Source organism: Streptomyces sp. NPDC058335 (assembly GCF_042723915.1).
GTDB lineage: Bacteria > Actinomycetota > Actinomycetes > Streptomycetales > Streptomycetaceae > Streptomyces.
Genome location: NZ_JBHXHX010000029.1, coordinates 1 through 23317, shown reverse-complemented (window position 1 = coordinate 23317; position 23317 = coordinate 1). Strand labels below are relative to the sequence as shown.

Sequence of the window (23317 nt, the reverse complement as noted above, 5' to 3'; positions counted from 1 at the left end):
TGGGCATGGAGAGCAGCAGCGAGGGTGTCGCCCGGTCCGGCGATGAGGACGGCGTGGGGAGCCCGCCGCAGGTGGCGGTCGAGGAGACGGTCGTGGCGGCGGTGGAGGCCGCCGGTGAGAAGGCCGTCACCGCGATAGCGCCCGCCTCGCTCTCGCCCTCGCGCGCCGGCGACTTCATGCAGTGCCCGTTGCTGTACCGGTTCCGGGTGATCGACCGGTTGCCGGAGAAGCCGAGCGCGGCGGCCACCCGGGGCACGCTGGTGCACGCGGTGCTCGAGCGTCTCTTCGACGCGCCGGCCGCCGAGCGGACCGCGCCGCGGGCCAGGTCGCTGGTCCCCGGTCAGTGGGACCGGCTGCGCGAGTCCCGGCCGGAGGTCGTGGAGCTGTTCGCCGACGATCCCGAGGGTGAGCGGCTGTCCGGCTGGCTGGCCGAGGCCGAGCAGCTGGTCGAGCGGTGGTTCACGCTGGAGGACCCGACACGGTTGGAGCCCGCCGAGCGGGAGCTGTTCGTGGAGACCGAGCTGGAGTCGGGACTGCGACTGCGCGGGATCATCGACCGGGTCGACGTGGCCCCCACCGGTGAGGTGCGGATCGTCGACTACAAGACGGGCAAGGCGCCCCGGCCGGAGTACGCCGAGAGCGCGCTGTTCCAGATGAAGTTCTACGCGCTCGTCGTCTGGCGACTGAAGAACGTGATCCCCCGGCGGCTCCAGCTGGTCTACCTGGGCAGCGGTGACGTGCTGACGTACGACCCGGTGCTCGCCGATCTGGAGCGGGTCGAGCGCAAGCTGCTCGCGTTGTGGGACGCGATCCGGCTGGCGACGGAGACGGGTGAGTGGCGGCCCCGTCCGACGAAGCTGTGCGGCTGGTGCGACCACCAGGCGCACTGTCCGGAGTTCGGCGGCACTCCCCCGCCGTATCCGCTGCCGGTGCGACCGGCCGAGGGGACGGTCCGCGGGTAGGGCGGCCGAGTCCGGCGCGGTCGCGCAGGGCAGAATGGGGCCGGACTACCGAAGGAGACTTACGTGGCCATCCGCGTCCTACTGGTCGATGACCAGCCGCTGCTGCGTACCGGCTTCCGGATGATTCTGGAGGCGGAGCAGGACCTCGCGGTGGTCGGTGAGGCCGGCGACGGCCTCCAGGCCCTCGACCAGGTGCGGGCCCTCCAGCCCGATGTTGTTCTGATGGACATCCGTATGCCCCGCATGGACGGGGTGGAGGCGACGCGGCAGATCACCGGGCCGGGCCGGGACGGTCCGGCGAAGGTGCTGGTGCTGACGACCTTCGACCTCGACGAGTACGTGGTGGAGGCGCTGCGCGCCGGGGCGAGCGGGTTCCTGCTCAAGGACGCGCCCGCCAACGAGCTGGTGCAGGCGATCCGGGTGGTGGCCGCCGGTGAGGCGATGCTCGCGCCGAGCATCACCCGGCGGCTGCTCGACAAGTACGCCACGCATCTGCCTTCGGGCGACGAACCCGTGCCGGACACCCTGCACACGCTCACCGACCGTGAGGTCGAGGTGCTGAAGCTGGTGGCGCGTGGCCTGTCGAACGCGGAGATCGCCGCCGACCTGTTCGTCAGCGAGACGACCGTGAAGACGCATGTCGGGCATGTGCTGACCAAGCTGGGACTGCGGGACCGGGTGCAGGCCGCGGTGTACGCCTACGAGAGCGGGCTGGTCCGTCCCGGAGCGCAGTAGCGGCGGAACGCACCGCGTGAACGGCACGGAGGGCGCCTCTTCCTGACAAGGGGCGCCCTCCGCGTTCGTGCGGGCCTCTCAGCCCTTGTCCAGCTCCCAGAAGCGGAAGACGGTGGAGGCGTCGAGGCAGCTCTCCAGGCCGTAGACGTCCTCGTGGACGACGGCGTACTGCTTGGCCTGCCAGATCGGGAGAACGGGCACCTGCTCGGCCACGATGTCCTGGAGGCGGCCGTAGTCGTCGCCGGTGGCGGCGCGGTCGCTCTGGGCGGCGGTGCGCGGGATGAGCGTGCCGGTGATCGTGCTGTCGGCGTAGTTGTTGCCCAGGACGTTGCCCTCACCGAAGAAGGGCGCGGTGAAGTTGTCGGGGTCCGGGTAGTCGGGCACCCAGCCCTTGACGTAGACGCCGTACTTGCCGTCGGCGATGTCCTTCTCGTACTGCTGGTACGCCACCGACTTCACGTCGGCGTCGAATAGGCCGCTGGCGTTGAGCTGGGCGGCGATCGCCTTCAGTTCCTGGTCGGTGGCGGGGCCGTAGCGCGAGGGGGTGGACCAGAGGGTGAGTTCGACCTTGCCGGTGACGCCGTCTTCCTCGAGGGCGGCGGCGGCCTCGGTCCGGGAGGGGCTGGCGCCGTAGCGGTCGAAGAAGGCCGTGTTGTGGCCGGCTATACCGGCCGGGATGATCGAGTACAGCGGGTCGGCGGTGCCCTGGTAGACGTCCGCGACGAGGGCCTCGCGGTCGATCAGGTGGGCGATGGCGCGGCGGACGCCGAGCTTCCCGGCGACGGGGTCGTCCATGTTGAAGACGAGGTGCTGGACCTCGGCGCTGCTGCCCTCGACGACCTCGACGCCCGAACTGTCGTCACCGGCCTCGATGTCGGCGATGTCGGCGGCGGTGAGGCCTCGGTAGGCGATGTCGACCTGGCCGTCGAGGAGGGCCTTCCTGAGGCCGCTCTGGTCGCCGTGGAAGAACTTGAGGGTCACGCCGGTGTTCTTGACCTCGGCGGTGCCCTTGTAGTGCTCGTTGGCGGAGAAGACGGCCTCGTCCTCGCCGAAGGAGTCCAGCTTGTAGGGGCCGGAGCCGACGGCCTCGCCGTCCTCGCGCAGGCCGTCGGCGTCGTACTGCCGGTGGTCGACGATGGAGCCGGCGCCCGAGGCGATCTTGCTGGGGAAGGTGGCGTCGGGGACCTTCAGTCTGAAGACGACGGTCTTCTCGTCCGGCGTCTCGACCTTGTCGAGCATGGGGAACATGATCGCGGGGCCGGCGTCGTCGTCGATGTCCAGCATGCGGTCGAAGGAGAACTTGACGTCCTCGGAGGTGAGGGCGTCACCGTTGCTGAACTTCAGGCCGTCCTTCAGCGTGCACTCGTAGACCTTGGTCTGTGTGTCGCTGAAGCCGCAGTCCTTCGCGGCGTCCGGCTCGGGTTCGGTGCCGCCCTTGGGGAAGCTCAGCAGCGACTGGAAGACGTTGTTGAACAACAGCCAGGAACCGGGGTCGTAGCCGGACGCCGGGTCGGTGGCCAGGACGTCGTCGGACATCCCCATGACCACGGCGGAGCCGTCGCCGCCGGAGCCTGCCGTCTGCGAGCCGCAGCCGGTCAACAGGCCGGAGGCCAGCCCCGCCACGATGGGCAGGACCGGCCACTGGTTGCGCATGTTCACGTGCGTGTGCCTTGTCGTCGTTCTCGTGCTCCCGGGGCCGCCGTCCACGGCCCCGGGTCGGACGGTCCGTCAGCCGCTGACGCCGCGGGACAGCTCCCACAGCTGGAGGGTGGCGGAGGAGTTCAGCACGTAGGCGGTGCCCGTGACGTCGTCGCGGGAGGCGACGTACTGCTTGCCCTGCCAGAGGGGCAGGACCGGAACGTCCTCGGCGACGATGTCCTGAATCTCCGTCAGCGTCTTGCCGGCGGACAGGCGGTCGGCCTCGCGGCGGGACTCCGGGATGAGCTTGTCGATGATCTCGGGGTTCTGGTACGGCGACTTCAGGAAGTTGTCCTTGTCGAGGAACGGCGCGATGTAGCTGTCGCCGTCGGCGAAGTCGGGGAACCAGCCCATGCCCCAGACGTCGTACTCGCCCTTGCGCTCGGCCGGGACGAAGGCGTCCCAGGGGGTGCCCTCGATGGAGACGTCGAACAGGCCGCTGGCGTTGAGCTGCTTCTGGATCAGCTCGAACTCCTTCTTCGTGGCCGGACCGTAGTGGTCGGTCGTGTAGTGCAGCGTCAGCTTCACCGGGGTGGTGATGTCGGCCTTGGTCAGCAGGTTCTTGGCCTTGCCGACGTTGGCGTCGCCGTACTTGTTGAAGAACGAGTTGGAGTGGCCGGTGACCGAGGCCGGGACCAGCGAGTACAGCGGCTCGGCCTGGGAGCCGTACACGTCGGTGACCAGCTCGCCGCGGTTGATGACCTGGGCCATCGCCTGGCGGACCGCCTTGTCCTTCACGGTCGGGGCCTCGGTGTTGAAGGCGAGGTAGCGGATCTCGAGGCCGGCCAGCTCGACGATGTCGACGCTGTCGTCGGTGGAGGAATCGGAGAGCTTCTCGATCTGCTCGGGCGACATCGTGCGGGTCATCACGTCGATGTCCCCCTTGTCGATGGCGGTGCCCATCTCGTCGGCGTCCGCGAAGGAGACCATCTCGACCTTGTCGTTCTTCACATCGAGGGCCCCCTTGTAGTTGGGGTTCTTGGTGAAGACGGCGCTGGTCATCTCGTCACCGTCGGTCTTGGCCTCGAGGGTGTACGGGCCGGAGCCGTCGACCGCGAAGCCGTCGCGCAGCTTGCCCTTCTCGTAGTCGTCGGGGTTGACGATGCCGGCGACCGGGGTCGACAGCTTGAACGGGAAGGTGGCGTCGGCGGTGTTGAGATGGAAGATGACTTCGTTGTCACCCTTGGCCTCGACGGTGTCGACCGTCGACAGCAGGGCGAAGACGCCGGAGTCGGCCTTGAGGGCGCGGGCCCGGTCGATGGAGAACTTGACGTCCTCGGCGGTGATGGCGTCGCCGTTGGCGAACTTCAGGTCCTTGCGGAGCTTGCAGGCGTAGCGCTCGTTGCCGGTGTCGGTGAAGCCACAGCTCTCGGCCGCCTCGGGGACGGGGTCGCCCTCACCCTTGGGCTGGATCATCAGGGTCTGCACGGTCTGGCGCAGGATGTTCCAGCTGCCGACGTCGTAGGCGTACGCCGGGTCGAGGGGCGCCGGGGCGTCCTTGGTGGCGGTGAACCGGTCGGTGGTGCCCACGACGATGGCGTCGCCGCTGCCGCTGCCGCTGTCGGACCCGCCACAGGCGGCGAGCACGGGCGCGAGCAGACCTGCCACGGCCGGCAGCACCAAAGTCTTGCGGTTCATGCTCGAGTTTCTCCAGAGCTGTCAGGTCCGTGTACCCGGCATGCAGGGGTGTCGCGGCCGATCACGGGGGTAAGGGCGATGTTCTCGCGACGAGATTAGTCCGCACCGGCACGAGGGTTCGCAGCCACCGGAGTTGAAAGCCCATCACGCAGTGAAACCGGGTGTGGACGCACCGAAAACCCGACAGTGGAATGATTCGTGCAGCGTCCCATGAATCAGGACACAAGGGCACGCCAGCACCCCCCGAACGGGGGTGAACGGCACATCGCGCGGCCCCTGTCGAGGCCCTCCGGCGTGGCGAAGGTCACAGATGCGCCACGGGTCGCGCGGAGCGGAATTCGGCCGTCAGCGCCGGGGCGAATTCACTGCGCGCACACGCGCCGAATTCCCTTGCTAACGGCGGTGCACGCTGGGTGAACAGCGCTCGCATTTCTGTCATCCGAAGATCACGGAGATCACGGTTGATCTACGCCGCGATCATCCGAGCGCCATCAGACCACGCAGGAATGTCAGGTCGACCTGTTCCAGCGAGGGCACGACGGTCCGCCGGGGCGCCGGTGCGATGGGCGCCACGGACGGTACGGCGACGACCTGGCAGCCCGCCGCCTCGGCCGCGGCGACCCCGGTCGCGGTGTCCTCGACGACGGCACATCTGGCCGGATCCACACCCAGGCCGGCGGCGGCGAACAGATAGGGGTCGGGGTGCGGCTTGGTGCGCGACACCTCGTCGCCGGCCACCGTCAGCGCGAAGTGCTGGGGGCCCAGCGAGGTGAGGACGCGGTCGATGATGCGCCGGTGCGAGGCGGAGACGAGGGCCGTCGGGATCCGGTGCGCCGCCAGCTCGGCGAGCAGCCGGGCGGCTCCCGGCATCAGGGGCAGGCCGTGTCCGATGCGCTCCTCGAAACCCTGGTTGAGCAGGACGCTGAGTTCGGAGAGGGTGATGTCGGCGCCGGTCGCCTCGATCAGGAACCCGGCGCTGCGGCTCATGGGGCCGCCGACCACGACATGGCGCCAGGAGTCGTCGAGGGTGTGGCCGAGCCCGGCGAAGACCTCGGCCTCGACGTCCCACCAGAAGCCCTCGGTGTCCACCAGGGTGCCGTCCATGTCGAGGAGCACCGCCTGCAGGGCCGAGCCTTCGGCCGTCCGGGTTCCTAGCGCGGGGACCGTGCTGGTCATCCACGTACCTCCTTGAGGGACGAGCAGGCCGGTTCCCGTGGGGGAACCGGCCTTCAGTGGACCGACCAGTGTACGACCTGTCCGATCAGTGTGCCGGATGTGTCGCACCGCGCCGTGTGCGGGGCTTCACCGTGCGTTGAAGTACTTCGCCTCCGGGTGGTGGATGACGATGGCGTCCGTGGACTGCTCGGGGTGCAGCTGGAACTCCTCGGAGAGGTGGACGCCGATCCGCTCGGGCCGCAGCAGGTCGGCGATCTTGGCGCGGTCCTCCAGGTTGGGGCAGGCGCCGTAGCCGAGGGAGAAGCGGGCGCCGCGGTACTTGAGGGCGAACATCTCCTCGATGTCCGCGGGGTCCTCGCCGGCGTATCCCAGCTCCGAACGCACGCGCCCGTGCCAGTACTCGGCGAGGGCCTCCGCCAGCTGGACGGACAGTCCGTGCAGTTCGAGGTAGTCGCGGTAGGCGTTGGCCTCGAAGAGCTTGGCGGTCTCCTCGCCGATGCGGGAGCCGACGGTGACGACCTGGAGGCCGACCACGTCGGTCTCCCCCGACTCCTCCGGGCGGAAGAAGTCGGCCAGGCACAGGCGGCGGCCGCGGCGCTGGCGGGGGAAGGTGAAGCGGGTCCGCTCGTTGCCCTGCTCGTCCAGGATGATCAGGTCGTCGTCCTTGGACACACAGGGGAAGTAGCCGTAGACGACGGCGGCCTCGAGCAGGTTGTCGGTCTGGAGCTTGTCCAGGAGCCCGCGCAGCCTCGGCCGGCCCTCCGTCTCGACCAGTTCCTCGTACGTCGGTCCGTCGCCGGTGCGGGCCTGCTTGAGGCCCCACTGGCCCTTGAAGAGGGCGCCCTCGTCCAGCCAGGAGGCGTACTCCTTGAGCTGGATGCCCTTGATGACGCGGGTGTCCCAGAACGGCGGCTCGGGGACGGGGTTGTCGGTGGCGACGTCGGAGCGGACGTGGCCCTCCTCCGGACGTTCCTCGACCTCGACGGCGGTGGCGCTCGCGCGGACCCGGCGCTGCTTCAGCTCGGGCAGCGCCGCGCCGGGCACGCCCCGCTTGACGCCGATGAGGGCGTCCATCAGGCGCAGACCCTCGAAGGCGTCGCGGGCGTAGCGGACCTCGCCCTCGTAGACCTCGTGCAGGTCCTGCTCGACGTAGGCGCGGGTCAGGGCGGCGCCGCCGAGGATGACCGGGTAGTCCGCCGCCAGGCCGCGCTGATTCAGCTCCTGGAGGTTCTCCTTCATGATCACCGTGGACTTGACCAGGAGACCGGACATGCCGATGACGTCGGCGCGGTGCTCCTCGGCCGCCTCGAGGATCGCGGAGACCGGCTGCTTGATGCCGAGGTTGACGACGTTGTAGCCGTTGTTGGTCAGGATGATGTCGACGAGGTTCTTGCCGATGTCGTGGACGTCGCCGCGGACGGTGGCCAGCACGATGGTGCCCTTGCCCTCCTCGCCCTCGACCTTCTCCATGTGGGGCTCGAGGTAGGCGACCGCGGTCTTCATGACCTCGGCGGACTGGAGGACGAACGGCAGCTGCATCTGGCCGGAGCCGAACAGCTCGCCGACGACCTTCATGCCGTCCAGGAGGGTCTCGTTGACGATCTCCAGGGCGGGGCGGGCCTGGAGCGCCGCGTCCAGGTCGGCCTCCAGGCCGTTCTTCTCGCCGTCGATGATGCGGCGCTTGAGGCGCTCGTCCAGGGGCAGGGCGGCCAGTTCCTCGGCGCGGCCCGCCTTGAGGGACTTGGTGGTGGCGCCCTCGAACAGGGCCATGAGCTTCTGGAGGGGGTCGTAGCCCTCGCCGCGGCGGTCGTAGATGAGGTCGAGGGCCGTGCCGACCTCTTCCTCGGTGAAACGGGCGATCGGGAGGATCTTCGACGCGTGCACGATCGCCGAGTCCAGGCCCGCCTTGACGCACTCGTCGAGGAAGACGGAGTTGAGCAGGACGCGGGCGGCCGGGTTGAGGCCGAAGGAGATGTTCGACAGGCCCAGCGTGGTCTGGACGTCGGGGTGGCGGCGCTTCAGCTCGCGGATCGCCTCGATGGTGGCGATGCCGTCCTTGCGGGACTCCTCCTGGCCGGTACAGATGGTGAAGGTCAGGGTGTCGATGAGGATGTCCTCCTCGCGGATGCCCCAGTTCCCCGTGAGGTCGGTGATCAGCCGCTCGGCGATCGCGACCTTGTGCTCCGGGGTGCGGGCCTGGCCCTCCTCGTCGATGGTGAGGGCGATCAGCGCGGCGCCGTGTTCCTGGGCCAGCCGGGTGACCTTGGCGAAGCGGGACTCGGGGCCGTCGCCGTCCTCGTAGTTGACGGAGTTGATGACCGCGCGGCCGCCCAGCTTCTCCAGGCCGGCCCGCAGGACGTCGACCTCGGTGGAGTCCAGGACGATCGGCAGGGTGGAGGCGGTGGCGAAGCGGCCGGCGAGTTCCTCCATGTCGGCGACGCCGTCGCGGCCGACGTAGTCCACGCACAGGTCGAGCATGTGGGCGCCTTCGCGGATCTGCTCGCGGGCGATCTCCACACAGTCGTCCCAGCGGCCCTGGAGCATGGCCTCGCGGAACTTCTTGGAGCCGTTGGCGTTCGTCCGCTCACCGATCGCCATGTACGCGGTGTCCTGGCGGAACGGGACGTTCTGGTAGAGCGAGGCGGCGCCCGCCTCGGGGCGCGGGTCGCGCGCGGCGGGGGCGAGGCCGCGGACGCGCTCGACGACCTGGCGCAGGTGCTCGGGGGTGGTGCCGCAGCAGCCGCCGATCAGGGAGAGGCCGTAGTCGCGGACGAAGTTCTCCTGGGCGTCCGCCAGCTCGGGGGCCGTCAGCGGGTAGCTGGCGCCGTCCTTGCCGAGCACCGGCAGGCCCGCGTTCGGCATGCAGGCCAGCGGGATGCGGGCGTTGCGGGCCAGGTAGCGCAGGTGCTCGCTCATCTCGGCGGGGCCGGTGGCGCAGTTCATGCCGATCATGTCGATGCCGAGCGGCTCCAGGGCCGTCAGGGCGGCACCGATCTCGGAGCCGAGCAGCATGGTGCCGGTGGTCTCGACCGTCACGGAGACGATCAGCGGCACGTCCAGGCCCGCGTTGCGGCGGGCGCGCTGGGCGCCGAGCACGGCGGCCTTGGTCTGGAGCAGGTCCTGGGTGGTCTCGACGATCAGCGCGTCGGCGCCGCCGGCGATGAGGCCCTCGGCGTTGTCCTGGTAGGCGTCGCGCAGGGTGGTGTAGGCGACGTGACCGAGGGTGGGCAGCTTGGTGCCGGGGCCGATCGAGCCGAGCACCCAGCGGGTGCGGCCGTCGCGTGCCGCGAAGGAGTCCGCCGTCTCGCGGGCGATGCGGGCGCCCGCCTCGGACAGTTCGTGGACCCGCTCCGGAATGTCGTACTCGGCCATGGCGGCGAAGTTCGCGCCGAAGGTGTTCGTCTCGACGCAGTCCACTCCGGCGGCGAAGTACTCCTCGTGCACCGAGCGCACGATGTCGGGCCGGGTGACGTTCAGGATCTCGTTGCAGCCCTCGAGGTTCTGGAAGTCCTCGAGCGTGGGGTCCTGGGCCTGGAGCATCGTGCCCATCGCTCCGTCGGCCACCACCACTCGGGTGGCGAGGGCCTCACGGAGCTCGGACACACGGGTCCGGCTGTCGGCGGAAGGGGTCGGCGGCACAGAGGCCATGAAAGGGCTCCCTCGGGTGCGACGGCTGTCGGCTTCAGGGCGCCCTCCGGTCGCTCCCGGACCGTCCCGTGGGATCGGTCATGGAGCTTCCCCATGGAGGGCGCTCGCCGCCAGGGTAGCCGGGACCGGGGGCTTATGGTCAGGGCGTCCACGGGACGGACCGGGAAAGTCTGCGCGTCACCTGCGGGGGCGAATGGCATGACGCGTATTGACCGACCATTAGCGGGAGGTCGGCATGGACCGGTAGTGTTCGACAATGCCGAACAACGGCAGCACTGGCTGCGCGTGGACGGCCGAGGGGACGGAGGCAGAACGGCGATGGCACGGAACATCCAGTCGCTCGAACGGGCGGCCGCGATGCTGCGACTGCTCGCGGGCGGCGAGCGGCGGCTGGGCCTCTCGGACATCGCCTCGGCCCTGGGCCTGGCCAAGGGCACGGCCCACGGCATTCTGCGCACCCTCCAGCAGGAGGGCTTCGTCGAACAGGACGACGCCTCCGGCCGCTACCAGCTCGGCGCGGAGCTGCTGCGCCTGGGCACCACCTATCTGGACGTGCACGAGCTGCGCGCGCGTGCCCTGGTGTGGACGGACGACCTGGCCCGCTCCAGCGGCGAGAGCGTCCATCTGGGCGTGCTGCACCAGCAGGGCGTGCTGATCGTGCACCACGTGTTCCGGCCAGACGACAGCCGGCAGGTCCTGGAGATCGGGGCCATGCAGCCGCTGCACTCGACGGCCCTGGGCAAGGTGCTGTCGGCGTACGACCCGGTCGCGCACAGCGAGGCCATGGAGGCCGACCGCAAGCCCTTCACCGAACGCACGGTGTGCGAGCTGGAGGACTTCGAGCATCTCCTCGATCTCACGCGCGCGCGGGGGTACGCGGCTGACGTCGAGGAGACCTGGGAGGGCGTCTCCTCCGTCGCCGCGCCCATCCACGACCGGCGGCGCATGCCGGTGGGGGCCGTCGGCATCACCGGCGCCGTGGAACGCCTGTGCCGGGACGGCGAGGTGCGCCCCGAACTGATCGCCGCCGTCCGCGACTGCGCCCGCGCGGTGTCGCGCGATCTGGGCGCCGGGCGGTTCTGAGAGCGCCGGGCGGTTCCAAGACCCACGCGGAAACACACCGGGACGTCGGGACGGCGTTCCGGCTCTCGGCATGCCCCTTCCGGGCTCTCGTCGCGCACGCCTCGGCTTTCGCCGCCGTGTCCGTCACGGCTCCCGGCGCGCCCTGACATGGACGTTCGAGACGGCGACGCTCGCTGACGCCCGCGGGGATCCGCCCGCCCGGACCGATCGGCAAGAGCGATCAATAACGATCGTGCTTTCGATAACAGGACTCTTGACGCACCCGTGACGCCGGAGCAAGACTCCCGTCCATCGGTCGGCATTGTCGAACACCTACCGGCAATACGCGCTAGAGTGTGACAACGCCAAGGGCCGGCATCGCTCTCATTCCGAGAGCAGCTCGAACTCCCGGAGGGACCCGGGGTTCGGTCCCCTGGACGAAGGACAAAGGAGTCGCGGGTGTCCAGCTCCGACATCTTCATCGGCGAGACCATAGGTACCGCCATACTCATCCTGCTCGGCGGCGGAGTGTGCGCCGCCGTCACGCTGAAGGCCTCCAAGGCCCGTAACGCCGGCTGGCTCGCCATCACCTTCGGGTGGGGCTTCGCCGTACTCACGGCGGTCTACACCTCGGCGCCCCTGTCGGGCGCCCATCTGAACCCGGCCGTGACCCTCGCGCTCGCGATCAAGGACGGCGACTGGAAGAACGTCCCGGTCTACTGGGCCGGGCAGATGGTCGGTGCCGCCATCGGCGCGGCCCTGGTGTGGGTCGCCTACTACGGCCAGTTCCAGGCGCACCTGACCGACAGGGAGATCGTCGGCGGTCCGGGTGCGCAGGCCACGACCGCCAAGGCCGTGGAGGCCCAGGAGAAGGGCGCCGGCCCGGTGCTCGGCATCTTCTCCACCGGCCCGGAGATCCGCAACGCGGTGCAGAACCTCGCCACGGAGATCATCGGCACCGTCGTGCTGGTGCTCGCCATCCTCACGCAGGGCCTCAACGACAAGGGCAACGGCCTCGGCACCCTGGGCGCGCTGATCACCGCGCTGGTGGTCGTCTCGATCGGCCTCTCCCTCGGCGGCCCGACCGGCTACGCGATCAACCCGGCCCGTGACCTCGGTCCGCGCATCGTGCACGCCCTTCTGCCCCTGCCCAACAAGGGTGGCTCCGACTGGGGCTACGCCTGGATCCCGGTGGTCGGTCCGCTGATCGGTGGAGCGATCGCGGCAGGCATCTACAACGTCGCGTTCGCCTAGGAACATGAGTTCAGGAACATGAGCCTCACGTCGCACACCGCGCACGCGCCGTACGTAAAGCCCTTCAACCACGGAACCTCCGGGAGCACACTGTGACCGACGCCCACACCGCCGGCCCGTTCATCGCCGCGATCGACCAGGGCACCACCTCCTCGCGCTGCATCGTCTTCGACCGCGACGGCCGGATCGTCTCCGTCGACCAGAAGGAGCACGAGCAGATCTTCCCGAAGCCGGGCTGGGTCGAGCACGACGCGACCGAGATCTGGACGAACGTCGAGGAGGTCGTCGCCTCCGCCATCGCGAAGGCCGGCATCACCCGCGACGACATCAAGGCCATCGGCATCACCAACCAGCGCGAGACCACTCTCCTCTGGGACAAGAACACCGGTGAGCCCGTCCACAACGCCATCGTCTGGCAGGACACCCGCACCGACGCCCTCTGCCGGGAACTCGGCCGCAACGTCGGCCAGGACCGCTTCCGCCGCGAGACGGGCCTGCCGCTGGCCTCCTACTTCGCCGGCCCGAAGGCCCGCTGGCTGCTCGACAACGTCGAGGGCCTGCGCGAGCGCGCCGAGGCCGGGGACATCCTGTTCGGGACCATGGACAGCTGGGTCATCTGGAACCTGACCGGCGGCGTCGACGGCGGACGGCACGTCACCGACGTCACCAACGCCTCGCGCACCATGTTGATGAACCTGCACACCCTGGAGTGGGACCCGAAGATCGCCGAGTCCATCGGCGTTCCGCTGGCGATGCTCCCGGAGATCCGCTCCTCCGCCGAGGTCTACGGCGAGATCACCGGCGGCAAGCTGGGCGATCTGCTCGGCGGCATCCCGGTCGCCTCCGCGCTCGGCGACCAGCAGGCGGCCCTGTTCGGCCAGACCTGTTTCGCGGAGGGCGAGGCCAAGTCGACGTACGGCACCGGCACGTTCATGCTGATGAACACCGGCGACAAGATCATCAACTCGTACTCCGGGCTGCTGACCACCGTCGGCTACCGCATCGGTGAGAACAAGCCGGTCTACGCCCTCGAGGGCTCCATCGCCGTCACCGGTTCGCTGGTGCAGTGGATGCGCGACCAGATGGGCCTGATCTCCACGGCCGCCGAGATCGAGACGCTCGCGCTGTCGGTCGAGGACAACGGCGGCGCGTACTTCGTGCCGGCCTTCTCCGGACTGTTCGCCCCCTACTGGCGTCCGGACGCCCGCGGTGTCATCGCCGGCCTCACCCGGTACGTCACCAAGGCGCACCTCGCGCGCGCCGTCCTGGAGGCGACCGCCTGGCAGACCCGCGAGATCAGCGACGCCATGACCAAGGACTCCGGCGTCGAGCTGGCGGCCCTCAAGGTCGACGGCGGCATGACCTCCAACAACCTGCTGATGCAGACCCTCTCGGACTTCCTGGACGCGCCGGTCGTGCGTCCGATGGTCGCCGAGACGACCTGCCTCGGTGCCGCCTACGCCGCCGGCCTCGCCGTCGGCTTCTGGACCAGCACCGACGACCTGCGCGCCAACTGGCGGCGGGCCGCCGAGTGGACCCCCCGCATGGACGCGGAGACCCGCGACCGTGAGTACAAGAGCTGGCTCAAGGCCGTCGAGCGGACCATGGGCTGGATCGCCGACGAAGACTGACGAGGAGTAAGAACCGCAATGACCACTGAGTCCACCCTGAAGTCCGTGCCTGCCCTCGGTACGCACCCGGCCTTCGGCTCGAACCCGAGCCGTGCCGAGACCCGGGAACAGCTCGCCAAGGCGTCGTACGACCTCCTCGTGATCGGCGGCGGCATCCTGGGCATCTCCACCGCCTGGCATGCCGCGCAGTCCGGCCTCAGGGTGGCAGTGGTCGACGCCGGCGACTTCGCCGGCGCCACGTCCTCCGCCTCCTCCAAGCTGCTCCACGGCGGTCTGCGCTACCTGCAGACCGGCGCGGTGAAGCTGGTGGCGGAGAACCACTTCGAGCGCCGTGCGGTGTCCCGCCAGGTGGCCCCCCACCTGGCGAACCCGCTCACCTTCTACCTCCCCGTGTACAAGGGCGGGCCGCACGGCGCGGCGAAGCTCGGAGCGGGCGTCTTCGCCTACTCCGCGCTGTCGGCCTTCGGCGACGGCGTGGGCCACCTGCTGTCGCCGGGCAAGGCCCAGCAGGACGTGCCCGAGCTGCGCACCGAGAACCTCAAGGCCGTCGCCGTGTACGGCGACGACCAGATGAACGACGCCCGGATGGCGCTGATGACGGTCCGCGCGGCGGTCGAGGCGGGCGCCGTGGTGCTCAACCACGCCGAGGTGACCGGACTGCGCTTCACCAAGGGCCGGGTGACGGGCGCCGAGCTGCGCGACCGTCTCTCCGGTGACGAGTTCGGCGTCAGCGCCCGGCTCGTGCTCAACGCGACCGGGCCGTGGGTGGACCACCTGCGCCGGATGGAGGACCCCAATGCCGCGCCGTCGATCCGGCTGTCGAAGGGCGCGCACCTGGTCCTGAAGCGGACGTCTCCGTGGAAGGCCGCGCTGGCGACCCCGATCGACAAGTACCGGATCACCTTCGCCCTTCCCTGGGAGGACATGCTGCTCCTCGGCACGACCGACGAGGCCTACGAGGGCGACCCGGCGGACGTCTCGGTCACCGAGAAGGACACCGCCCAGATACTCGACGAGGCCGCGTTCTCCATCCGTGACCAGCAGCTCGACCGTGATCTGATCACGTACGCGTTCGCCGGTCTGCGGGTGCTGCCGGGCGGTCCCGGCGACACGGCCAAGGCGAAGCGGGAGACCGTGGTGACCGAGGGCAAGGGCGGGATGCTGTCGGTCGCGGGCGGCAAGTGGACGACCTTCCGGCACATCGGGCGGACGGTCATGCAGAAGCTGGAGGCGCTGCCGGGCCACCCGCTCGGTGACGACTTCGAGCCGATCTCCTCGCTGCCGAAGAAGATGCCGCTGCCGGGTTTCGCCAACCCGCGCGCGGTCGCCCACCGGCTGCTCGTCGACCACCCGGCGCCGGGTCCGCGCATGGCGGCCGACACCGCCAGGCACCTGGCCACGCACTACGGTTCGCTGGCCTTCGACATCGCCCGCCTGGCGAACGAGAACCCGGAGCTGAGCGAGCGGGTCCACCCCGACGCTCCGGAGATCTGGGCGCAGGTCGTCTACGCCCGCGACACCGAGTGGGCCGAGACGCAGGACGACGTCCTGCGCCGCCGTACGACGCTGACGATCCGCGGCCTGGCCACGGACGAGGTCCGCGCGAAGGTGCAGGACCTGCTCGACAAGAAGTAGGCGGGACGACGGGACGACGCCAAAGGGACGGCTCCTCGGGGAGGGGCCGTCCCTTCGCGCACCCGGCTCGCCTCGCGGATCCGTTGTCGGTGCCGGGTGCTTCCATGGGCGTATGGACACCGATCAGGCGGATCCCGCCGAGTCGGCGGCCCTGCGGGAGGCCTTCGCCGTGGACGACGGCGGTGATCCTGCCCGGTTCCGCGGACCGCCGGTCCACGGGCTAGTGGGACTGGCCGAAGCGGCGAAGAACCAGCAGCCGGCCCAGCCCTTCCCGCTCACCCGGGCATAGCTGTGGGAGGAGGACGAGGGGCCGTACGACGACCCGGAGGCCGTCATCGAGCAGGTCGCCCGCCACGGTTCACCGGTGCTGGGCACGGACGGCTGTGGCATGGACTGGCATCTGGTCGTGACGGGTCCGTGCCGGGGGTCACCTCTGGCTCGTCACCGGCGAGGGTGCCCTTCCGCACGGCGCCGAGTTCGGCTCCACGACCGCCCGTTCCGGCTTCGCCGGCTGGGTGCGGCACTGGTCTGAGGGCGACGAGTGGTTCGACACCGAGTGAGCGGGCGTCCCTCCGGTCAGACGGCCGGCTCCACGACCGCCCGTACCGCCTCGACCTCCGTCAGCTCCGCCCGCCGCAGGATCAGTTCGCGGCCCAGGAGCAACGCTCGACGGGAGGCCGGGACCGGGTCCGGGAGGCTGGTCAGGTCGGTGAGGTGGGCGAAGCCGATGACGCGGCGGACGATCTCCGTGCCGGCGTAGCCGACCGCGTCCGTCCAGACGCGGTGCAGGAAGCGGTCGAGGTAGGCGTCGTCGAAGAAGGTGTCGACGCGGGTCGGCCACAGGCGGCGGAATTCGGTCTCGAACGCGTCCCAGGACAGGCGGAGTTGGTCCGCGTGGTCGGCGAGGGTGCCGAGCGCACGGGCTCGTTCCTCGGAGACCAGCGCGTTGGCCCAGTACAGGCCGAGGTCGTAGCCGATCGGGCCGACGAAGGAGAACTCGGGGTCGAAGACCCGCACCACGGGGGTGCCTTCGCGGGTGCCGACCATGACGCTGCCGGTGTGCAGGTCCCCGTGGAGCAGGGCCTGGGCGCTCGTCATGAAGGTGTGCCGGAGGTCGGCGACCTCGGTGCGCAGCGCCGGGTCCGCGCGGAACGCCGCCGCCAGGTCGTCGAGCGCCGGGTGCCAGTGGTTGTGCTCGTGTGCGACGTACGGCTCGGAGAGGACCACGTCCTCGGTGATCTTGCACAGCTCGGGGCTGACGGAGGCGGCGATCAGGGCCTTGCGGTCGGCGGAGGGCATACCGAAGTCGCTGGTGGTGAAGGACAGCTGGGCGACCAGTTCGCCGATCCGGGCCGAGGTGTGCGGACCGTAGGGCGCGCCCTCGTTGAGGAGGGTGCGCAGGACCTCCAGGTCGGACATGTCCTCCATGACGAGGGCGTGGTTCTCGGGGTCGTAGCCGAGGATCGCCGGGATCTTGTCGGGGGCGACCTTGGCGACCTGCTGGTAGGCGCGGGCCTCGGCGTCCGCGCGGTCGGGGCTCATCGGCCAGGACGGGCCGGCGACGCGGACCCAGGGCAGGGCCTGCTTGACGGCGAGGCTGCGGGTGCCGTCGGTGGAGCGGGCGAGGAAGACGCGGTTCATGTTGCCGTCCGAGACCTCGCGCACGTGGATGTCGTCCACGTCCTCCCAGTGGCCCCGCTCGCGCAGGTAGCCGGGGATGTCGTCGGTTTCCAGGATGCGGTAGCCCATCGTCGGTCTCCTCAAGACGTACGGCGCTTGGACAGGGTGAAGCTGAAGACCAGTGCGAGGATCAGCACCGCGCCCTCGACGACGTCCTGTGTGTAGTAGGGCAGGCCCTTGATGGTCAGGCCGGTGGTGATGATGCCGATGAGCACCGCGCCCAGGGCCGTGCCCCAGACGTTCGGGCGGCCCCTGCCGAGGACCGAGGTGCCGACCAGTGCCACCGCCACCGCCTCCAGCAGCTGCGAGGTCCCGGCCGACACGTCGCCCTGCCCGATACGGGACGCCAGGATGAGGCCGCCGACGGAGGCGAGGACGCCGGAGATGACGTACGCCAGCGCCCGGTACGCGCCGACGCGGATACCGGACAGGCGGGAGGCCTCCGGGTTGGCGCCGATGGCGTACAGGACCCGGCCCCAGCGGGTGCGGGCCAGGAAGACCCAGGCGACGACGGTCAGCCCGCCGAAGATCAGCACGGAGACGGGGACGCCGAGGACCGTGCCGCGGTCGATGCGCAGGAAGCCGTCGGTGAACCGGCCGGGCGCGGTCGACCCGTCGGACATCGTCATGCCGGGGGTGATGGACTGGCCGTCGACCAGGATGAGCTTGCCGCCCTGGATGACGAACATGGTGCCGAGGGTGGCCAGCATGTCGGGGATCTTGAGTACGACGATCAGCAGCGCGTTGAGCAGACCCGCCAGGGCGCCCGCCGCGAGGACCGCGAGGATCGCCACCGCGCCGACCTGGTTGTGGACCACCATCGCCTGGGCGGCGACCGAGACGCCGAGGCCGGCCACCGCGCCCACCGACATGTCCATCCCGCCGACGGCCATGGTGAAGGTGACGCCGAGGCCGAGGATCGCGGCGACGGAGACATAGCGGAGGGTGTCGAGGAGGGTCGCCGACTCTCGGAAGGAGCCCTCGCTCAGCGCGAAGTACAGGAACAGGACGACCGTGACGAAGATGAAGCCGTACTTGATGACGGCGTTCTGGACGCGCACGGCGGTGGAGGCCGCGGGCGTGATCGCCGCCTTGGCGGGGACCTCGGTGCTGTGTGTGGTGGTCATGTGCTGCTGCTTCCTTCGGCGGCCGGTGTCGGAGGGGCTCAGACGGAGACGGCGATGGTACGGATGACGCGGTCGCGCTCCGCGTCCTCGCCGTACGCGTCGAGGTGGATCTCACCGGCCGCGAGCACGACGACCCGGTCGGCGATCTCCAGGACCTCGTCGACGTCGGCGGACAGGACGAGCACGGCCGAGCCGTCGGCGGCCAGGGCGCGGGCGCGGCGCCCGATGTCGCGGCGGGCACCGATGTCCACGCCTCGGAACGGCTCGTCCAGGATGAGGACACGGGGGGTCTCTGCGAGCCAGCGGCCGACGACGACCTTCTGCTGGTTGCCGCCGGAGAGCTGCTCCACGGTGCTGTGCTCGTCGCGGGTGACGACGCCGAGGGCGTCGATGGTGTCGCGGCCCAGGGCGTCCTCGCGCGAGCGGTTCACCAGGCCGCCCCTGGACAGGGACTTGAGGAACGGCAGCGAGATGTTCTGCGCGACCGACCAGCCGGGCACGAGGGCGTCGGCGTGCCGGTCCTCCGGGACCAGGTGGACGCCGGCCCGGATGGCGTCGGAGGGGCGGCGCGGCGCGTAGGGCCTGCCGTCCAGCTCGACGGCCCCGGTGGTGAAGGGCTCCGCGCCGAACAGGCCTCGGGCCAGCTCGGTCTTGCCCGCGCCCAACAGGCCGACGACGCCGGTGACTTCACCGGTGCGCAGGTCGAGGTCGAGAGGTTTCCGGCCGGCGAACAGGCGGACCCCGCGCAGGGAGAGGACGACCTCGCCCTCGGCGCCTTCCCTCACGGGCCGGGCGGTCGTCGTCTCCTGGGTCTGGGCGAGCATCGCCCGCAGGGCCGCGTCCCAGTCGAAGGGCCTTTCCTGGTCCTCGGTGAGGTGTCCGTCCCGCAGGACGACCAGCCGGTCGGCGAGCGCGTCGATCTCGCCGAGCCGGTGGGAGACGTACAGCACGGCGATGCCGTCCTCACGCATCCTGCCCACCAGCGCGAACAGGCGTTCCGCCTCGGCGGCGGACAGGGCGGAGGTCGGCTCGTCGAGGATGAGCAGCCGGGGACGGGTCGCGAGGGCGCGCGCCAGTATGAGCAACTGGCGGTCGGAGATGCCCAGTTCGGTGACGTCCTGCTTCAGGACGACGTCGTTCCAGCCCAGGCCGAGGGAGGCCTGGATCTCACGGGCGCGGGCGAGTGTGGCGCGGCCGTTGAGAAATGGGTTGCCGCGTTTCTGCGCCAGCTCCTCGAAGACGAGGTTCTCGGCGACCGTGAGTCCGGGGACGATGCCCTCGCCGATGCGCTGGTGCACCGTCTGGATGCCCAACCGGCGGGCGGCCGAGGGTGAGTTGAGGGATACGGTGCGGCCCGCCACCCGCACCTCTCCCCCGTGGTCCCGGTGGACGCCCGAGAGGATCTTGATCAGCGTGGACTTGCCGGCACCGTTCGCCCCGAGCAGCGCGACCACGCTGCCGGGGGCGATGTCGAGGGAGACGGAGGCCAGCACGGTCTTGCCGCCGAAGGCCATGCTGACGTCCCGCAGGCTGACGGCCGCCTCCGCGCCGACGTCAGTGGGCGACATTCGAGATCCAGTCCGCGGTGGAGACCTCGGACAGGTTCAGCGCCGGCAGCGCCGCCCGCAGCTGGTCCATGTTCTCGATCTTCTTCTCGCGCAGGAAGTCCTGGGTGATGGCGACGGCCGGGAACTCGACTGAGGTCTTGTTCAGTTCACCGGCCAGCTCCAGCGCCGTGGTGCGCACGACGGCGGCGCCGACCGCGGACGGGTCGGTGCCCGCCGTGGCCACCCACGGGCTGCCGGCGGCGGTCATCTGCTGGATGTCGGCGTTGGAGACGTCCGCGCCGAAGACCTTCACCTTGTCCTGGAGCTTCTTGTTCTGCACGGCGAGCACGGTGCCCTTGGCGAGTTCGTCGTAGGGCGCGAAGACGCCGGCCACGTCGGAGTGCTGCGTGAGGGCGGCGGAGACGAGGGGAACGTTGTCGGTGGCCGTGGAGTCGGTGACCTTGCCGACCTTGAACTCCTGCTTCCAGGCGCTGGAGTCGACCGCCGTCTTCCACACCGAGTCCCGCTTGTCGAGGGCGGCGTACCCGGCGACGTTGACGTAGCCGACCTTGGCGCCCTTGCCGAGGTCCTCGGCCATCACGTCGAGCACGGCCTTGGCCATGCTCGCGTCGTCCTGCTTGGTGGAGACGACGCCGTCGGTGGCGGTCTCGACGTCGTAGACGACGACCTTGATCCCCTTCTTCACGGCCTTGTCGATCTCCGGCTGGATGGTCGCCGGGAAGCCGTGGTCGATGATGATCGCCTTCGCGCCGGAGTTGATGGCCGAGGAAAGGTCGGTGGCCTGCTTGGCGTTGTCGGCCTGGGCGTCGTACACGGTCAGGTCGATACCGAGGGCCTTGGCCTGGGCCTTCGCCCCGTTGCCCCACTGCTCGAAGTAGTCACCGGCGCCGCTCTGCCGGACCAGCGCGACCTTGACCGGACCCGCACTGAACGGGGCGGGCTTCTTCCCGGTGGCCGCGGCCGCCGGGGCGGCGCTCGTGCCGGTGTCCTTCGAGGCGTCCGTGGACTGCGAGCAGCCGGACAGCACGAGGGCGGAGACGGAGGCCAGCGAGAGCGCGGCAAGAGGCAGGCGGGCACGGGGCATGAGGGGCTCCAGGTACGGGGGGACGCAAAGGGGAGGGAGAACAGAGGGGTTGCGCGGGCCCGGAGCCGGCGAACGGGAAACGGCCACCACGTGGGCGGCGGGAACACCCCGCGAGCAGGGGGCGCGTCAAAGCTCCGGGAGGGTCAGCGACAGCTGGCCGTGGTCGACCGGAGCAGGTCCACGTACAGCCGCCGCACGAGCAGCAGCGTCTTCATACGCAGATCATGAGAACGTTTTCAGCCACCGTCAAAGAAATGGACACTGAATCTCGCCATGCGAGACAACAACAATGTCACAGTCGGTGTACACGGCATCGGGAGCTACCATCACGGAACCGGCACCGTGCCCTGGCGTGTCGCGGTCGAGTGACGCTCCTCCTCCGCCGCCCTCCCCCACTCCGCTTCCAGACTCCTGGAGTTGACCCATGACGCTGCTGACGACCTGGTCCGAGTCCGGCCCGGAGACCCTGGTCCGCCGCACCTCCGCCCCCGCCGAGATCGCCGCGGCGCTCAAGCCGCTGGGCGTGCGCTACGAGCAGTGGCCGGTCCGCGAGGACGTGCCCTCCGACGCCGACAGCGAGACGGTGTTCGCCGCGTACGGCCCGGAGATCGACAAGCTCAACGCCGAGGAGGGCTTCACCACCGTCGACGTGCTGGGTCTGCACCCCAGCGACGACCCGGAGTTCCCGGCGAAGGCGAAGGCCGCCCGCGAGAAGTTCCTCCAGGAGCACACCCACGACGACGATGACGAGGTCCGCTTCTTCGTCTCCGGGTCGGGCATCTTCTACCTGCACGTGAACGGCGAGGTGCACGCGGTGCTCTGCGAGAAGGGCGACCTGCTGGGCGTACCGCGCGGCACCACGCACTGGTTCGACATGGGCACCAGTCCGTCGTTCACGGCGATCCGCTTCTTCCACGAGGAGGACGGCTGGATCGGCAGCTTCACCGGCTCCTCCATCGCCTCCCGCTTCCCCGACTACGACACGATCGCGGCCGGCTACGCGGCGGACAGGGCAGCCGCGTGACCGTGCGGTACCCGCTGCGCTTCGACGTGGACGCCGTGGTGCTCGACATCGAGGGCACCACGAGCGCCACGGGCTTCGTCGTGGACGTGCTCTACCCGTACTCGCGGGCCCGGTTCGGCGAACTGCTCGCCGAGCGGGCCGACGAGCCGGCGGTGGCGCGGGCCGTCGCCCAGGTGCGGGAGCTGTCCGGCGAGCCGGACGCCGACGCGGCGGCGATCGAGAAGACGCTGAACACGTGGCTCGACGAGGACCGCAAGGCGACCCCGCTGAAGACACTCCAGGGCGTCGTCTGGTCCGAGGGCTTCGCGCGCGGCGACCTCGTCTCGCACTTCTACGACGACGTCGTACCGGCGCTGCGGGCCTGGCACGCGGCGGGCAGCGCGCTGTACGTCTACTCGTCCGGGTCGGTGTCGGCGCAGCGGGCCTGGTTCACGCACAGCCCGCAGGGCGACCTGATGCCGCTCGTGTCGGGTCTGTACGACACCGAGAACGCGGGCCCCAAGCAGGAACCGGCGTCGTACCGCCGGATCGCGGAGGCGGCCGGACTGGCCCCGGACCGGCTTCTCTTCCTGTCCGACCGGCCGGGCGAGCTGGACGCGGCCCGTGCCGCGGGCTGGCACGCGGTCGGCATCCGGCGGCCCGGGGAGCCGTACTTCGAGCAGGGCGTCGGCGACCACGCGCAGGCGGGGACGTTCGACGAGATCACCGTCAGCACCACCGGGAGCGCCGTATGACCGCCGAGATCACCGCACTGGACCTGGAGGAGGCCGGGGCGGTCCTCGCCGCAGAGTCGGCCCGCTTCGCCTCCTTCGGCTGGATGCGCGGCACGTCCGGCAACCTGTCGGTGGTCCTCACCCGTGACCCGCTGCGCCTCGCGGTCACCGCGAGCGGCCATGACAAGGGTGAACTGACTCCGGCGGACGTGGTGCTGGTGGACGGTCGGGGCGCGGCCGTCCACGGCGGGAAGCCCTCGGCGGAGGCCGAGCTGCACGCGCGCGTGGCCGCGCTGACCGGCGCGGGCGCCGTGGTGCACGTGCACACGGTGGCGTCCGTGGCGATGGGCCACCGGCATCCGGGCGGCATCGTCTTCAAGGACGTGGAGATGCTCAAGGGCGTCGGGCAGCCCGCCCACGACGTCGAGGTGACGCTGCCGGTCATCGCCAACAGCCAGGACATGAAGGTTCTCGGCGACCGGCTGGAGGCGGCCCGCGACCCGCGGATGCCGGCGGTGGTGGTGGCCGGCCACGGCCTGTACGTGTGGGGCGACTCGCCGCGCCGGGCCCGCCACCACACCGAGGTCGTGGAGTGGCTCCTGGAGCTGGAACTGACGCGCCGCTGAGCCGGCAGAACGCCGAAGGGGCCCGGCCGCCTGGCGGCCCGGCCCCATCGGCGATG

Annotated in this window: 17 protein-coding genes and 1 pseudogene; 10 read left to right on the top strand and 8 right to left on the bottom strand. The window is 70.2% G+C overall.

What is annotated here, in order from left to right; genetic code table 11:
- The first annotated feature begins 5 nt into the window (after positions 1 to 5).
- Together ACFWJX_RS37260 and ACFWJX_RS37255 are read left to right on the top strand one after the other, a co-directional pair.
- Positions 6 to 1086 (top strand): annotated as a pseudogene (locus ACFWJX_RS37260) (RecB family exonuclease).
- Positions 1026 to 1697, top strand: coding sequence for a response regulator transcription factor (locus ACFWJX_RS37255; RefSeq protein ID WP_030606450.1), 672 nt, complete (start codon positions 1026 to 1028; stop codon positions 1695 to 1697). Before ACFWJX_RS37260 ends, ACFWJX_RS37255 begins: the two are co-directional and overlap by 61 nt.
- 78 nt (positions 1698 to 1775) lie before the next feature.
- On the opposite strand, the gene ACFWJX_RS37250 is transcribed toward ACFWJX_RS37255, so the two are convergent.
- From ACFWJX_RS37250 to metH, 4 genes are all read right to left on the bottom strand, one after another.
- A complete protein-coding gene (locus ACFWJX_RS37250) occupies positions 1776 to 3356 on the bottom strand; it encodes an ABC transporter substrate-binding protein (protein WP_383251009.1) in 1581 nt (526 codons plus the stop codon).
- Between the two features lie 69 nt (positions 3357 to 3425).
- Entirely contained in the window at positions 3426 to 5033 is a 1608-nt protein-coding gene (locus tag ACFWJX_RS37245) for an ABC transporter substrate-binding protein (RefSeq protein ID WP_383251007.1), read from the bottom strand.
- A 477-nt stretch (positions 5034 to 5510) separates the two neighbouring features.
- Positions 5511 to 6209 (bottom strand): HAD family hydrolase, encoded by a 699-nt coding sequence (locus ACFWJX_RS37240; RefSeq protein ID WP_383251006.1) that lies wholly within the window; start codon positions 6207 to 6209, stop codon positions 5511 to 5513.
- Positions 6210 to 6335: 126 nt separating this feature from the next.
- On the bottom strand, positions 6336 to 9857 hold the full coding sequence (metH, locus tag ACFWJX_RS37235; protein WP_383251004.1) for a methionine synthase: 3522 nt from the start codon (positions 9855 to 9857) through the stop codon (positions 6336 to 6338).
- 318 nt (positions 9858 to 10175) lie between these two features.
- Here metH and ACFWJX_RS37230 point away from each other — a divergent pair, with 318 nt between their 5' ends.
- The 5 genes from ACFWJX_RS37230 (at position 10176) to ACFWJX_RS37210 (ending at position 15728) form a co-directional block, all read left to right on the top strand.
- Positions 10176 to 10940 carry an IclR family transcriptional regulator gene (locus ACFWJX_RS37230; RefSeq protein ID WP_094103296.1) on the top strand — a complete coding sequence of 255 codons (765 nt, stop codon included), beginning with the start codon at positions 10176 to 10178 and terminating at the stop codon, positions 10938 to 10940.
- A gap of 438 nt (positions 10941 to 11378) precedes the next feature.
- Positions 11379 to 12173, top strand: a complete 795-nt coding sequence (locus tag ACFWJX_RS37225; RefSeq protein WP_383251002.1) for an MIP/aquaporin family protein — start codon at positions 11379 to 11381, stop codon at positions 12171 to 12173.
- 92 nt (positions 12174 to 12265) lie between these two features.
- Positions 12266 to 13804: a glycerol kinase GlpK gene (gene glpK / locus ACFWJX_RS37220; RefSeq protein WP_383251000.1), complete on the top strand. Its 1539-nt coding sequence runs from the start codon at positions 12266 to 12268 to the stop codon at positions 13802 to 13804.
- 18 nt (positions 13805 to 13822) lie between these two features.
- The gene (locus ACFWJX_RS37215; protein WP_383250998.1) at positions 13823 to 15439 is read left to right on the top strand and encodes an FAD-dependent oxidoreductase; all 1617 of its coding nucleotides are present in this window, start codon (positions 13823 to 13825) and stop codon (positions 15437 to 15439) included.
- Positions 15440 to 15551: 112 nt separating this feature from the next.
- Positions 15552 to 15728, top strand: coding sequence for a hypothetical protein (locus tag ACFWJX_RS37210; RefSeq protein WP_383250996.1), 177 nt, complete (start codon positions 15552 to 15554; stop codon positions 15726 to 15728).
- A gap of 287 nt (positions 15729 to 16015) precedes the next feature.
- On the opposite strand, the gene mtnK is transcribed toward ACFWJX_RS37210, so the two are convergent.
- From mtnK to ACFWJX_RS37190, 4 genes are read right to left on the bottom strand one after another with little or no spacing between them, the layout of a single operon-like run.
- A complete protein-coding gene (gene mtnK, locus ACFWJX_RS37205; protein ID WP_383250994.1) occupies positions 16016 to 17188 on the bottom strand; it encodes an S-methyl-5-thioribose kinase in 1173 nt (390 codons plus the stop codon).
- Between the two features lie 11 nt (positions 17189 to 17199).
- Complete coding sequence (locus ACFWJX_RS37200; protein ID WP_383250992.1) at positions 17200 to 18246, bottom strand: ABC transporter permease; 1047 nt, start codon at positions 18244 to 18246, stop codon at positions 17200 to 17202.
- Positions 18247 to 18284: 38 nt separating this feature from the next.
- A complete protein-coding gene (locus ACFWJX_RS37195) occupies positions 18285 to 19814 on the bottom strand; it encodes a sugar ABC transporter ATP-binding protein (protein WP_383250990.1) in 1530 nt (509 codons plus the stop codon).
- Positions 19801 to 20898, bottom strand: a complete 1098-nt coding sequence (locus tag ACFWJX_RS37190) for a substrate-binding domain-containing protein (RefSeq protein ID WP_383250988.1) — start codon at positions 20896 to 20898, stop codon at positions 19801 to 19803. Before ACFWJX_RS37190 ends, ACFWJX_RS37195 begins: the two co-directional genes overlap by 14 nt.
- Positions 20899 to 21322: 424 nt before the next feature.
- Between ACFWJX_RS37190 and ACFWJX_RS37185 the strand changes: the two genes are divergently transcribed.
- Genes ACFWJX_RS37185 through mtnB form a run of 3 tightly spaced genes read left to right on the top strand, consistent with a single transcriptional unit; the run spans position 21323 to position 23261 of the window.
- Entirely contained in the window at positions 21323 to 21922 is a 600-nt protein-coding gene (locus tag ACFWJX_RS37185) for an acireductone dioxygenase (protein WP_383250986.1), read from the top strand.
- 2 nt (positions 21923 to 21924) lie between these two features.
- Positions 21925 to 22656 carry an acireductone synthase gene (gene mtnC / locus ACFWJX_RS37180; RefSeq protein ID WP_383251111.1) on the top strand — a complete coding sequence of 244 codons (732 nt, stop codon included), beginning with the start codon at positions 21925 to 21927 and terminating at the stop codon, positions 22654 to 22656.
- Positions 22653 to 23261 carry a methylthioribulose 1-phosphate dehydratase gene (mtnB, locus tag ACFWJX_RS37175; RefSeq protein WP_383250984.1) on the top strand — a complete coding sequence of 203 codons (609 nt, stop codon included), beginning with the start codon at positions 22653 to 22655 and terminating at the stop codon, positions 23259 to 23261. The genes mtnC and mtnB overlap by 4 nt, the downstream gene beginning before the upstream one ends.
- Positions 23262 to 23317 lie beyond the last annotated feature (56 nt).

Bases quoted from the DNA above. Each gene is read 5' to 3' on its own strand.
- ACFWJX_RS37195 (WP_383250990.1), bottom strand. From the start codon at position 19,814: ATGTCGCCCACTGACGTCGGCGCGGAGGCGGCCGTCAGCCTGCGGGAC.
- ACFWJX_RS37240 (WP_383251006.1), bottom strand. From the start codon at position 6,209: ATGACCAGCACGGTCCCCGCGCTAGGAACCCGGACGGCCGAAGGCTCG.
- ACFWJX_RS37185 (WP_383250986.1), top strand. From the start codon at position 21,323: ATGACGCTGCTGACGACCTGGTCCGAGTCCGGCCCGGAGACCCTGGTC.
- ACFWJX_RS37210 (WP_383250996.1), top strand. From the start codon at position 15,552: ATGGACACCGATCAGGCGGATCCCGCCGAGTCGGCGGCCCTGCGGGAG.
- ACFWJX_RS37190 (WP_383250988.1), bottom strand. From the start codon at position 20,898: ATGCCCCGTGCCCGCCTGCCTCTTGCCGCGCTCTCGCTGGCCTCCGTC.
- mtnB (WP_383250984.1), top strand. From the start codon at position 22,653: ATGACCGCCGAGATCACCGCACTGGACCTGGAGGAGGCCGGGGCGGTC.
- ACFWJX_RS37200 (WP_383250992.1), bottom strand. From the start codon at position 18,246: ATGACCACCACACACAGCACCGAGGTCCCCGCCAAGGCGGCGATCACG.
- ACFWJX_RS37215 (WP_383250998.1), top strand. From the start codon at position 13,823: ATGACCACTGAGTCCACCCTGAAGTCCGTGCCTGCCCTCGGTACGCAC.
- metH (WP_383251004.1), bottom strand. From the start codon at position 9,857: ATGGCCTCTGTGCCGCCGACCCCTTCCGCCGACAGCCGGACCCGTGTG.
- ACFWJX_RS37245 (WP_383251007.1), bottom strand. From the start codon at position 5,033: ATGAACCGCAAGACTTTGGTGCTGCCGGCCGTGGCAGGTCTGCTCGCG.
- ACFWJX_RS37230 (WP_094103296.1), top strand. From the start codon at position 10,176: ATGGCACGGAACATCCAGTCGCTCGAACGGGCGGCCGCGATGCTGCGA.
- mtnK (WP_383250994.1), bottom strand. From the start codon at position 17,188: ATGGGCTACCGCATCCTGGAAACCGACGACATCCCCGGCTACCTGCGC.